Here is a 10,541-nt window from a genome sequence, read left to right on the forward strand (position 1 = left end):
CGGCCCCTGTCGTTCCGAGGGCCTTCCTCTCCCTTCCCCCTCACGGCCATGTCTCCTCCGGGTCGGTCGGGTGGTGGCCGGCGGTGTTGTCCACCGCGCCGGTGATGGAGGAGATGATCTGTTCCTGGGAGGTCGTGCTGACGTCGAACAGGCCGTTGTTGCGGCCGAGGCGGAGTACGGCGATCCGGTCGGCGACGGCCTTGATGTCCCCCATGTTGTGGCTGATGAGGAGCACCCCGGTGCCCCGGTCGCGGAGTTCCTCGATGAGGTCGAGGAGCTGGTTGGTCTGTTCGAGGCCGAGGGAGGCGGTGGGCTCGTCCAGCAGGAGCAGCCGGGGCGCGGTGACGAAAGAGCGGGTGATCGCGACGACCTGGCGCTGCCCGCCGGAGAGGGTGGCGAGGGGGACGCGGACGTCGGGGATGCGGATGGAGAGGGTGCGCAGCAGTTCGCGGGTGCGGCGTTCCATCTCCACCTCGTCGAGGACGCCGAAGCGGTGGATCTCCCGGCCGAGGAAGAGGTTGCCGACGACGTCGAGGTTCCCGCACATCGCGAGGTCCTGGTAGACGGCCGCGATACCGAGGAGCTGGGCGTCCTGGGGGCGTCGGATGTGGACGGGCTCGCCCTCCCACTCGATGACGCCCCGGTCGGGGGGACCGACCCCCGAGATCACCTTGACCAGGGTGGACTTCCCGGCCGCGTTGTCACCGACCAGGGCGACCACCTCCCCGGCCCTGATCTCCAGCTCGACGTCCACCAGCGCCTGGACGGCCGCGAAGCGCTTGGAGACGCCGCGCAACGCCAGCAAGGGCTGAACCACCGGGGCACCTCCTGGATGGGCGGACGGGACGGGCGGGGCGGCTGAGACTCATGGGGTGAGTCCGGCCTTGTCGCAGGCGGGGCGGACCTTCGGGGTGCATATCTGGTCGATCGTGTACATACCGTCCTTGACCAGAGTCTCCTCGATGTTGTCGGCCGTCACCGAGACCGACGGGAGGAGGACCGCCGGGATGTCCTCGTCCGTGGGGCTGTCGACGGTGCCGGTGGCGATGGAGTCGACCGACTCGCCGCGCCCCAGGGCGACGGCCATCTCGGCGGCGGCGTCGGCCGCCGGCTTGAACGGCTTGTAGATGGTCATGTGCTGGCTGCCCTGCACGATGCGCTGGATCGCCACGAGGTCCGCGTCCTGGCCGGTGACCGGCGGCAGCGGCCGTACGGCGCTGGCGTTGAGGGCGGAGACGACGGCGCCGGCGAGGCTGTCGTTGGCGGCGAGGACGCCGTCGATGTTGTTCGCGCCGAGGGCGGAGATGGCGCCGCTCATGTTGACGTAGCCGTTCTCCGGGCGCCAGCCGACGGTGTCGTACGACTTTCCGATCTTCACCTTGCCCTCCAGGACGGAGAGCGCGCCGCGTTTGTACCAGCCGGCGTTGGGGTCGGTCGTGGCGCCGTTCATCATGACGATCTGGCCGCCGTCCGCCTTGTCGCCCATGGCCTTCAGGAGCTCCTCGGCCTGGAGCTTGCCGACGGTGTCGCCGTCGAAGGTGACGTAACCGGAGATGGGGCCCTGGGCGAGCCGGTCGTAGGCGACGACCGGGATACCGGCCCGCTCGGCGGCCTCGACGGAGGAGCGCAGTGCCTTGGGGTCGATGGCGGCGACGATCAGGACGTCGACGCCCCGGGTGATCATCGCGTCGAGCTGCTGGCGCTGGACCGCCGGTTCGGCCGTGGCGGCGACGCTGGCCGCGGGGCAGTCCGGGCACAGCTCCTTCAGCTTCTTCTCGATCAGGGGCCGGTCGAACTGCCCGAAGCGGGAGGCTCCACCGCCCGGGAGCAGCACCCCGACAGTGGGACTGTCCTCCCCGCCCCCGCTTCCACTGCCCCCGCCCCCGCCACATGCCCCGGTCAGCACCAGACCGGCCGCGACCACGAACGCCGCGCCCGCCCGGCTGAGGGACCTACGTTTCACGGCCGTACGGCCGACGCCGAGACCCATGGTCGGTTCCTTAGAACATTTGCCCGATCTTGCTGGCTCTTGTCTTCTCTTGCGTCCTCTTGAGTTCCCTTGCGGTCTCTTGCCCTGTTATGGATGTCTCTCGTCCAGCGTAGTCAAGAGGGTGGGAAGGGGTGGGGCGAGGTGTGGGGTTCCGTGTTCCCGGGGGCGTGGGGTCGTTGGGGTGGGCAGCATCTTCGGCCCCGGGGTGAACGCCGCGAACGACTGAAACTTCAGCGCCGCCGCCGTGTCGGCGGCCGGGAGATCTTCGCTCGGCCGCTGTCTGGCGATCGATTCCCGCTCTCATGTACATCTGCTACATTCGTTACATGAGTGAGCCGGTGATCGAATCCATGGCCGAAGTCCGCAGCCACCTTGCCGACGTCATCGATCGCGCCCGCCGGGAAGAAACCCCGACGATCATCACGCGTCGTGGCAAGCAGGAAGCCGTCGTGATCGACATCCAGGAGTACCAGCGCCTGCGTGAGATCGCCGAGAACGCCGAAGAGGCGTGGCTCAACCAACTGGCCGACGAAGCCGAGTCCGAGGGCACGGAGGGGTCCGTCTCGCTCGAAGAGATGGCCGCCTTGCTGCGCACCCCTCAGGGCTGACCTCATGGGGTATGTCACGCGTTTTACGCCGCACGCTCAGCGGGACCTGTCGAAGGTTCCGCGTCCTGACGCGCTGCGCATTCTGTACCGCCTTGCTGAGTTGCAGAAGGCGATGGACGCGGGGGACACCGCGTCGTTCGACGTCAAAGCCCTGCAGGGGCACAGTGCCCGCTGGCGGCTCAGGGTCGGCGACTACCGCGTCGTCTACACCGTCGAAGACGGCCAGTTGATTGTGTGGGTCCTGGCCGTCGGCAACCGTCGCGAGATCTACCGCCAAGTTCTGTAGACCCTGAGACCCTGCGGCGCAGCAGCTTCCTGCCGAGGTTGCGGTGCCTGGGTGTCGCGCTGAGCATGGGCCGGGGGAGCCCTGACGAAGGCCGGTAGCCGTATGAGCACGACCCGTCCGACCCATACGAACCGTGCGTCCGGCGATGACCGCCCCCTCCGCTGCCTGGTCACCGGTGCCACCGGATACCTCGGCGGCAGGCTGGTGCCGGAGCTGCTGGAGGCCGGGTACGGCGTGCGGTGTCTGGCTCGGTCGCCCGGGAAACTGCGGGACCACCCGTGGGCCGGGCGGGTGGAGGTGGTGCGGGGGGATGTGACGGACGCGGAGTCCGTGGGGGCGGCCATGGAGGGTGTGGACGTCGCGTACTACCTGGTGCACGCGCTGGGGACCGGGCGGGGGTTCGAGGAGACCGACCGGCGGGCGGCGCGGATCTTCGGGGAGCGGGCGCGTGCGGCGGGCGTACACCGGATCGTGTACCTCGGCGGACTGACCCCGGCCGGCGTGCCGGAGTCCGAACTGTCGCCGCATCTGCGTTCCCGGGCCGAGGTGGGCCGGGTGCTGCTGGCCTCGGGCGTCCCCACCGCCGTACTCCGGGCCGCCGTGATCATCGGGTCGGGCTCGGCCTCGTTCGAGATGCTGCGCCATCTCACCGAGCGGCTGCCCGTGATGGTGACCCCGAGCTGGGTGCGCACCCGGATCCAGCCGATCGCCGTACGGGACGTGCTCCGGCTTCTGGTCGGCTGCGCGGGGCTGCCGACCGACGTGAACCGGACCTTCGACATCGGCGGTCCGGACGTCGTCACGTACGAGGAGATGATGCGGCGGTACGCGGCCGTCGCGGAGCTGCCGAAGCGGGTGATCGTGCCGGTGCCGCCGCTGACGCCCTGGTTGTCCAGCCTGTGGGTGGGGCTGGTCACCCCCGTCCCGGGCGGTCTCGCGCGCCCCCTCGTCGAGTCGCTGCGGCACGAGGTGGTGTGTGCCGAGCGGGACATCGTCGAGTACGTACCGGACCCGCCGGAGGGGCCGGTGGGCCTGGACCGGGCGATCGGGCTGGCGCTGCGGCGCGTACGGGACGCGGACGTGGCGACGCGATGGTCCTCCGCCGCGACGCCGCGCGCCCCGAGCGACCCGCTGCCGACCGATCCCGACTGGGCGGGCGGCAGCCTGTACGAGGATCGCCGGGAGCGCGTGGTGGCGGCGTCGCCGTCCGCGCTGTGGCGGGTCGTCGAGGCGATCGGCGGCGAGAACGGCTGGTACTCCTCGCCCCTGGCCTGGTCCCTGCGCGGCTGGGCGGACCGGCTGGTCGGCGGGGTCGGGCTCCGCCGGGGGCGCCGGGACGCCGCGCGGCTGCGGATCGGTGACAGCCTGGATTTCTGGCGAGTGGAGGAGATCGAGCCGGGCCGGCTGCTCCGCCTCCGCGCGGAGATGCGGCTGCCGGGGCTGGCATGGCTGGAGATGACCGTGGGCCGGGATGGGGAGGGGCGGACGGTCTATCGGCAGCGGGCGCTGTTCCATCCGCATGGGCTGGCCGGGCACGCGTATTGGTGGGGCGTGGCTCCCTTCCATGCGGCTGTCTTCGGGGGGATGGCGCGGAATATCGCTGCGGCGGCGGAGAGTGGTGCGGCCGACGCCGGGACCACGGCCCCCGCCCCGGCCCGTACTGCGCGCTGACGGGAGGTCCGGGGGCGATGGTCTCGGCTGCGGGCTGCGGGGCGTGTGCCTACCTTGTCGCGGGCAGGTCGCTGTCCGTATCTGGCACGGGCAATCGCATGCCTCGTGACTCGGCCACGCGCAGGGCGTCAGCGAGGCATTCGGTGAGACGGATCGCGGCGTACCGCACCTCGGGGTTCGGTGACATCGGGTCGTCCAGGAGTCGGCGGGCGCGGGCGAGTACGTCGGCGCCTGTGGTGAGTTGCCGGGTCTCCGTCGTATCCGCCAGCCGCGACACGTACCCGCCCCGGCTGCTGGTGGAGAGAAAGCATGGCTTGCCTTCCGGCGACAGCCACGGCAGGAGGCGGAGGGTGGTGAGGGGCGAGGGGGTGGGCTCCATCAGACGGCCGCCTCGCCCATGCCGATGAGGTGCCGGTCGAGGTCGATCCCGAAGTCGGCGGCGAGCACGAGCGCGAGACGACGGTGCGCCTGCCGGTCGCGCTCGTGTGCGTGGTCGTACGTGCGCTCATGGGCGGCGAGGTAGGGGCGGACGAGCCGGTTCTCGGAGCCGTCGAGGGGGAGGTGCCTGCAGTACGGAGAACGGTGAGGAGGGAGGGTGGGACGTGGGCAGCGGGCGGGGGGTCGTCGTCGTACGGCGGTGGGGCTGGAGGTGGGGGCGGAGGACGGGGGCCGGGTGTTGTCGGCGCCCGCCCGGCGGGTGCCGGTACCGGGGGCGAACAGAAGGCTCAGCCTGTGGGCGGCACGGCGGATAAGCTGCGTCATGTCGGTCTGCTCCAAGTCAAGTCAGATCGGCCGCGCCCCGGGAGGTCTAGCCACCTCGCCGGGGTTTTCGGCGTTTCGCGCAGTGTTGCACCTGGAAGCGTTAGGTAGCAATAGGAAGCATACGGTTGCATGCTGATGTTCCCTCATGTGGTGCGTCGCTAAGAGCCGCCTTAGCGTGCATCCATGGCTGATGACCACGACTGGAGGCCCGACCCGGCGAGCCACGTCTACGTGTATCTCCAGGTTGTGCACCACATTGCCGAACAGATCCGTACGGGGCGCCTGCCCGTGGGGGCGCGGCTCCCCGCCGAGCGCGATCTCGCCGAGCAGTACGGCGTGGCCGTCAACACGGTCCGGCGGGCGGTCCGGGACCTCCGTGACCAGGGCCTTGTCATCACGGTCCCCATCAAGGGCACGTTCGTCCGAGCCGAGCAGCCGTTAGCCGGTGCCTCTGGTGAGGACACGGCCACCGGCTGACGTGCCGCAGCCCTTGGCCGACACTTCAGGCCAGACAGCGGGCCAGAGCGCGCTGGACCTGTGGCTCCTCTCAGGACCGGCAAGCCCTGGCCGGTGACGACTGACACTGGCCCCCTCCGTGACACCCCGGCCGAACTCTCTGCGGTGTGCGTAGGGTTGCGGCACGGTGGAGGTATGACTGATCTGCCGCGCTACGAGTACGTGAAGCTCGCGGACGCCATCGCAGCCGACATCGCCTCCGGCAAGCTGCCCCAAGGGGCTGCCCTGCCTGGTGAGCGGGCCATGACGGAGCTGCACAGCGTCAGCATCGGCACGGTGCGTCGCGCCGTCGTGGAGCTACGGAAGCGGGGGCTGGTCGCCACCTTGCCCGCGAAGGGGACGTACGTCATCGGGGTGCCGGAGGCTGCGGCTGGCAGCGCCGAGGATGGCGCAACCACTGACTGACGTCGGAAGAACAGCGCGAGGTTCATCAACGGGGGTTCAGCGCGCGGCGGGCCGCGTTGATGACGTTGTGGGCGTCGGCGCCGTACACGGCGGACTCGCGCAAGGTGTTCCAGGTGCGCAGGTAGAGGGCGACGCTGTCGGCGTCGTCCAACCACAGTTCCGCGTGCCATGCCTCGGTGACCACCTGGCGGTCGTCGTAGATCCAGAACCCCAGACCGGGCGGAACCTTGAGTGACGCGGTGAGCGGCACGATGCCGAGTTCCACGGTGTCCATGCCGATGATCCCCGCGAGGCGGTCGAGCTGGACGGCCAGCACCGAGGGTGAGCAGATCAGCGACCGCAGGACTGGTTCCCAGAGGATGACGTGGTAACGCCTGCCTCCGGAATACAGAAGCTCCTGACGCTTCATACGGGCTCTCACGGCTGCCTCGATGTCCCTGGGTGACCGGTGCAGCTCGGCAGAGCGGGTGAGTACGGCGCGTGCGTAGTCGGGTGTCTGGAGGACTCCTACGATCCACGACGACTCCCAGGCGCGCAGTACCTTCGAGCCGGCCTGAGCCTCGTTGTGAACGTCCTGGACGGGCTTGTGTCCGCCGACAAGCTGCCTGCGCCAGGAGCGGATATGCGACTCGAATCCCGCCAGCCTGGACCGCAGTTCCTCGTACGCGGCTGGCTGACCGCATGCCGTTGCCCATGCCCGGAGATCCTCGGGGGTGGCCGTCTGCTTGCCCAACTCCAGTTTCGAGACCTTCGAGTTGGGCCAGCCGAGCCGATGGGCGAGTGCGGTGCCGGTAAGCCGACCATCAGAAGCCGTGAGCCGAAGTTCCCTCAGGCGCACTCCGAGCCCTTCGCGGGCTTGCTGATAATCCGTGCTCACCGGCACCCACCTGCTTTACGCCTCCTTCGCGGGCATGTTCGCCGCGAACTGCCTGAACGGAACGCCGTAGTGCTGGGCGACGTCCCGCAGTCGGTTGTACTGGTTCACACGTGCCGGTTCCGTGATCAGCTCGGCACCCGTGAGGTTGTCATCATCGTCGAAGAGGCACACGGCGACGATGTGTGAGTCGAAGATCCAGAAGTCTTCGTCGGGCAGGTTGACGCGCTCGGCGTCCTCGCGCCACATGTTGCGTACGTCTTCGCCCAGCGCGGCGTTCTTCTCGGCGTGCGCCAACAGGTATAGCTGACCCTCGGTCGGAGGGTTGTCCACGATCCGCACCCGACCGACGCTGACGCCGTCCTGGGTCTTCGCGCGGATGCCCTGGCTCCACGGTGTGCTGAGATCCCAGGTGGGGGCCTCGCCGCGGGTGAACTGGGCGTAGGTGTCGGTGGCCTCGTCGACCGCGTAGCGCTTGCGCATCTCCAGGTGCCACGCGCTGTGCTGGAAGTTCTCGAACAGCCGGGCGAACTGCTCCGGGGTGAAGATGCGCGGTTCGGTGTCGCGGCTCTTCGGGCCGAAGTCGATCAGCGTGTTGCGGGGCATGACGATCGGGATCTCGTCCTCGTCGATGTGCTGGAGCTGCGCGAGGGCCTGCGGGTCGGTGAGGCGTGGCCCGTGCACGATGACCTCTCCCGTGTCGAGGTCTTCGTGAATGGCCGGGCAGCTTCCCTCGCCGCTGCCCGTACCGTTGAAGCGCAGTCGTCGAGCCATGATCAGAGTCCCTTCGCCAGAGCCGATCACCCCAGCATCGCCAGGCTGCCCACCTCGGGCTATGGGTTTCCACCACCCTCGTGAGAAAAACCGAGCCAAGCAAGAGGGAACCCGAGAAAACTTGAGAAAACGCCCTCGTGTGCTCTAACTCCTCGTCCTTAGCGTCCTGTGCATGCCTACGAAGACAACGGACATCGACGCGCACACGGCTGCCGAGTCCCTGAGAACAGCACTCACCGAGGTCGGGATCGTCCTGCCCTCCCTCGCGGTTGACGTCGCGTCCCCACATCTGCGGCTCGTCGAGCTGGGGCGTGTGCGCGCCGATGTGGCCGTGCACCTGGCCCAGGCGCTCCAGCGAGGGGGCGACAGTGATGGCGGCGACTGAGAAGCCACCGACGATGCTGAGTCACGGCGAACTGCCGTACCCGCGCGGAACGCTCGTCGAGGACACGCAGCACGAGCGGACCGGCGAACTCGTCGGCGTGATCGAAGAACGCCTCAAGGAGTCGGGCAAGCTCCTCAGCCGAACCGCGTACGTGCGGCCACGGGGCGGCGGGGTCGAGTGGGAGGTGCCCTTGACTCGCATCCGGCCGGTTCAGGCGGAGTCGTCGAGGCCGGCCACGGGAGGGGCGGAGGGGCACGGTCAGGGGCTGAGCCGTCCGGGCTGAACTGCTGTTCCCCGCCGACCAAGTGGAGAGCGCGGTGGGGGCGAGCGCGGCTGACGGCAGTCGGTCGCCTTCTGACCGGCGGAGAAGACTTCGTACGGGCCTGGCCTGTAAACCCGCAGAGAGGAGAGGGCCATGCACCAGTTGATCGCGAGCCCGCAACACCGGAGAGAGACCCCGGCCCTCCTGTCCGGAGGGAGGCGGTGGGGGCTCAGTGCCGGGGACGGTATCCCAGGTACCCGCGTATCCGCAGGTCAGGTGGGGTGGGATGGTTCCAGGGTGGTCGATCGGGTGGTGGGTGTTGCGGTCGGTCGTTGGGAGCGCTGATGCTCTTGGTGTTGCACCGAGCAGGGCCGGGTCGACCAGCCGGGCCTGCCGGGGCGTTCAGGTTCATGTACTCATCCATCTCATTCACACGGGGGAACACCCATGTCCATGCGCATTCGATCGAGCGCTCTCACCGCACTCGCCGTCGCCGCCCTCGCGGCGGGCTCGGTGCTGACGGCGCCGGCCGCCGGCGCCGCGGCGAAGGCCGCCGCGCCCAAGTTTCTGTCGGCGTCCCAGCTGCCGCCGCATCCGACGTCGTCCTGGACCGCGGGGCCGGTCGCCGAGGGGGTCCCGGCGGCGCTCGACCTCTGCTTCCACACGGAGAACGTGCTCGACTACGAGTACCGGCACCGGGAGTTCCGGACCGACGTGGACACCGGCGCCGTGCAGTTGACCGTCGTAGCGACCACGCCCGCTCTGGCCAAGGGCCTGGCGAAGCACTACGACGACCTGTTCCGCACCTGCGCCGACCGCCTGGAGGCGGGCTCGCCCGACATCGACGCCGAGGGCCGGGACTACGGCACGCTGCCGGTCGAGGAGGGGGCCCATGTCCGTGGCGTGAACACCGAGACGTCCTGGGGTGCCAACGACGTCGCCCTGATGTCGGTCGGGCGGGACGGCAGGACCGTCACCGTCGTGCAGTGGCAGCAGATGGGCGACTTCACCGGCGCGCCCGTGGCCGCCTTCAAGAAGACCACGACCACGGCCGTCAACAAGCTGTACTGACAAGTTGTCCTGACCTGGCGGTCCTACGTGTCCGGCAGCGATGCCGCCAGGTGTTCCCACGCCTCGTGCACCTGCTCTCCCACGATCCCGAACTGGGTGACGACCGCGACGCAGTGGCCGTTCTCGTCGTCCAGTTCGAGGGACGAGGTCGGGCCGTGGGCGGCGGGGGAGCGGGTCAGGCGGCAGTGGCGTACGTGCGCGAGGTCGATCTCCACGGAGGCGTTCGCGATCGCCGCGAACAGCCGTCCTCCCACCGTGTGGTCGGTGACGTGGACCGGGCCCGCGCAGGCCTGCATCGCCGACGGGGCGAAGACCGCCACGCCGATGGGCAGGCCGGTCGAGCGGAGGTGGTCGAGGAGGGAGGGGAGGGCACCCACGTCCACCTCTCGGTGCTCGGCGCCGTGGTGGGTGAGTGCCGTGCGCCGGGTCGCCCCGCCGTCCGTCAGGATCGCGTCCAGCTGGGCGAGTTGGTCGCCGTTCTCCCAGGAGGGGACGGGGGGCGAGGGGGCCGGTACCGCCCCCGCCCCCGCCTCGATCGCCCCCGCCTCGACCGTCCCCGCCAGCCCCGCCAGCAGGCGGTCCCCCTCCGACAGGAGCCGGCCCTCGTGCACGGTTCGGCCGGAGGGGGAGAGGAGGCGGACGGTGACCGCGTCCTCGGTGTCGCGGGCGACCACCGCCGTGTCCACCCCGGCCGGGTCCAGGCGGAGCGTGATCGCGCCCGGGGGGACGGTGAACGCCTCCCCGCGCAGGGTCGGGACCGCGTAGCCGCCGACCTGGTCGAGCCGGGCGACCGGGCCCCCGGTGACGGCCTGGACGTACCGGAAGAGGGTCAGGCTGCGTGCCAGGTGCGGCATACGGGGGTCGATCAGGCGTGCGGTGCCGGTCCGTCGGCCGCGGCAGGCCTCGAAGCCGCAGCCGTGGTGGTCGGTCATCGTCA

General features: G+C 69.9%; 15 protein-coding genes. 8 read left to right on the plus strand and 7 right to left on the minus strand.

Annotation, left to right across the window (positions count from 1 at the left end; genetic code table 11):
- Positions 1–40 precede the first annotated feature (40 nt).
- Complete coding sequence (locus ACZ7MG_RS12600) at positions 41–817, minus strand: ATP-binding cassette domain-containing protein (RefSeq protein ID WP_471381997.1); 777 nt, start codon at positions 815–817, stop codon at positions 41–43.
- A gap of 48 nt (positions 818–865) precedes the next feature.
- On the minus strand, positions 866–1,990 hold the full coding sequence (locus ACZ7MG_RS12605; RefSeq protein ID WP_471381994.1) for a sugar ABC transporter substrate-binding protein: 1,125 nt from the start codon (positions 1,988–1,990) through the stop codon (positions 866–868).
- 326 nt (positions 1,991–2,316) lie between these two features.
- On the opposite strand from ACZ7MG_RS12605, the gene ACZ7MG_RS12610 reads away from it, so the two are divergent.
- The 3 genes from ACZ7MG_RS12610 to ACZ7MG_RS12620 all read left to right on the plus strand — a co-directional run bounded on the left by ACZ7MG_RS12610 (position 2,317) and on the right by ACZ7MG_RS12620 (position 4,555).
- Complete coding sequence (locus ACZ7MG_RS12610; RefSeq protein WP_471381991.1) at positions 2,317–2,598, plus strand: type II toxin-antitoxin system Phd/YefM family antitoxin; 282 nt, start codon at positions 2,317–2,319, stop codon at positions 2,596–2,598.
- Between the two features lie 4 nt (positions 2,599–2,602).
- Positions 2,603–2,884: a type II toxin-antitoxin system RelE family toxin gene (locus ACZ7MG_RS12615; RefSeq protein ID WP_471381988.1), complete on the plus strand. Its 282-nt coding sequence runs from the start codon at positions 2,603–2,605 to the stop codon at positions 2,882–2,884.
- 102 nt (positions 2,885–2,986) lie between these two features.
- Complete coding sequence (locus tag ACZ7MG_RS12620) at positions 2,987–4,555, plus strand: SDR family oxidoreductase (protein ID WP_471381987.1); 1,569 nt, start codon at positions 2,987–2,989, stop codon at positions 4,553–4,555.
- Between the two features lie 49 nt (positions 4,556–4,604).
- On the opposite strand, the gene ACZ7MG_RS12625 is transcribed toward ACZ7MG_RS12620, so the two are convergent.
- Positions 4,605–4,934, minus strand: coding sequence for a hypothetical protein (locus ACZ7MG_RS12625; protein WP_471381985.1), 330 nt, complete (start codon positions 4,932–4,934; stop codon positions 4,605–4,607).
- Positions 4,934–5,317: a hypothetical protein gene (locus tag ACZ7MG_RS12630; protein ID WP_471381983.1), complete on the minus strand. Its 384-nt coding sequence runs from the start codon at positions 5,315–5,317 to the stop codon at positions 4,934–4,936. Before ACZ7MG_RS12630 ends, ACZ7MG_RS12625 begins: the two co-directional genes overlap by 1 nt.
- 183 nt (positions 5,318–5,500) lie before the next feature.
- Here ACZ7MG_RS12630 and ACZ7MG_RS12635 point away from each other — a divergent pair, with 183 nt between their 5' ends.
- Both ACZ7MG_RS12635 and ACZ7MG_RS12640 read left to right on the plus strand, forming a co-directional pair.
- Complete coding sequence (locus tag ACZ7MG_RS12635; RefSeq protein WP_471381982.1) at positions 5,501–5,794, plus strand: GntR family transcriptional regulator; 294 nt, start codon at positions 5,501–5,503, stop codon at positions 5,792–5,794.
- A 174-nt stretch (positions 5,795–5,968) separates the two neighbouring features.
- The gene (locus tag ACZ7MG_RS12640; protein ID WP_471381980.1) at positions 5,969–6,238 is read left to right on the plus strand and encodes a GntR family transcriptional regulator; all 270 of its coding nucleotides are present in this window, start codon (positions 5,969–5,971) and stop codon (positions 6,236–6,238) included.
- A 25-nt stretch (positions 6,239–6,263) separates the two neighbouring features.
- Here ACZ7MG_RS12640 and ACZ7MG_RS12645 read toward each other — a convergent pair whose 3' ends face one another.
- Positions 6,264–7,115, minus strand: coding sequence for a helix-turn-helix domain-containing protein (locus ACZ7MG_RS12645; RefSeq protein WP_471382939.1), 852 nt, complete (start codon positions 7,113–7,115; stop codon positions 6,264–6,266).
- 15 nt (positions 7,116–7,130) lie between these two features.
- Positions 7,131–7,886, minus strand: coding sequence for a DUF6879 family protein (locus ACZ7MG_RS12650; protein ID WP_471381977.1), 756 nt, complete (start codon positions 7,884–7,886; stop codon positions 7,131–7,133).
- A 172-nt stretch (positions 7,887–8,058) separates the two neighbouring features.
- Between ACZ7MG_RS12650 and ACZ7MG_RS12655 the strand changes: the two genes are divergently transcribed.
- From ACZ7MG_RS12655 to ACZ7MG_RS12665, 3 genes are all read left to right on the plus strand, one after another.
- Positions 8,059–8,271: a hypothetical protein gene (locus tag ACZ7MG_RS12655; protein ID WP_471381975.1), complete on the plus strand. Its 213-nt coding sequence runs from the start codon at positions 8,059–8,061 to the stop codon at positions 8,269–8,271.
- Entirely contained in the window at positions 8,258–8,554 is a 297-nt protein-coding gene (locus ACZ7MG_RS12660; RefSeq protein ID WP_471381972.1) for a hypothetical protein, read from the plus strand. Before ACZ7MG_RS12655 ends, ACZ7MG_RS12660 begins: the two co-directional genes overlap by 14 nt.
- A gap of 426 nt (positions 8,555–8,980) precedes the next feature.
- Entirely contained in the window at positions 8,981–9,604 is a 624-nt protein-coding gene (locus ACZ7MG_RS12665; protein ID WP_471381970.1) for a hypothetical protein, read from the plus strand.
- A 23-nt stretch (positions 9,605–9,627) separates the two neighbouring features.
- On the opposite strand, the gene ACZ7MG_RS12670 is transcribed toward ACZ7MG_RS12665, so the two are convergent.
- Complete coding sequence (locus tag ACZ7MG_RS12670) at positions 9,628–10,536, minus strand: hypothetical protein (protein ID WP_471381968.1); 909 nt, start codon at positions 10,534–10,536, stop codon at positions 9,628–9,630.
- Positions 10,537–10,541: the final 5 nt, after the last annotated feature.

The organism is Streptomyces sp. NPDC107538 (assembly GCF_055657445.1).

Bases quoted from the DNA above. Each gene is read 5' to 3' on its own strand.
- ACZ7MG_RS12605 (WP_471381994.1), bottom strand. From the start codon at position 1,990: ATGGGTCTCGGCGTCGGCCGTACGGCCGTGAAACGTAGGTCCCTCAGC.
- ACZ7MG_RS12610 (WP_471381991.1), top strand. From the start codon at position 2,317: ATGAGTGAGCCGGTGATCGAATCCATGGCCGAAGTCCGCAGCCACCTT.
- ACZ7MG_RS12615 (WP_471381988.1), top strand. From the start codon at position 2,603: ATGGGGTATGTCACGCGTTTTACGCCGCACGCTCAGCGGGACCTGTCG.
- ACZ7MG_RS12620 (WP_471381987.1), top strand. From the start codon at position 2,987: ATGAGCACGACCCGTCCGACCCATACGAACCGTGCGTCCGGCGATGAC.
- ACZ7MG_RS12625 (WP_471381985.1), bottom strand. From the start codon at position 4,934: ATGGAGCCCACCCCCTCGCCCCTCACCACCCTCCGCCTCCTGCCGTGG.
- ACZ7MG_RS12630 (WP_471381983.1), bottom strand. From the start codon at position 5,317: ATGACGCAGCTTATCCGCCGTGCCGCCCACAGGCTGAGCCTTCTGTTC.
- ACZ7MG_RS12635 (WP_471381982.1), top strand. From the start codon at position 5,501: ATGGCTGATGACCACGACTGGAGGCCCGACCCGGCGAGCCACGTCTAC.
- ACZ7MG_RS12640 (WP_471381980.1), top strand. From the start codon at position 5,969: ATGACTGATCTGCCGCGCTACGAGTACGTGAAGCTCGCGGACGCCATC.
- ACZ7MG_RS12650 (WP_471381977.1), bottom strand. From the start codon at position 7,886: ATGGCTCGACGACTGCGCTTCAACGGTACGGGCAGCGGCGAGGGAAGC.
- ACZ7MG_RS12655 (WP_471381975.1), top strand. From the start codon at position 8,059: ATGCCTACGAAGACAACGGACATCGACGCGCACACGGCTGCCGAGTCC.
- ACZ7MG_RS12660 (WP_471381972.1), top strand. From the start codon at position 8,258: ATGGCGGCGACTGAGAAGCCACCGACGATGCTGAGTCACGGCGAACTG.
- ACZ7MG_RS12665 (WP_471381970.1), top strand. From the start codon at position 8,981: ATGTCCATGCGCATTCGATCGAGCGCTCTCACCGCACTCGCCGTCGCC.
- ACZ7MG_RS12670 (WP_471381968.1), bottom strand. From the start codon at position 10,536: ATGACCGACCACCACGGCTGCGGCTTCGAGGCCTGCCGCGGCCGACGG.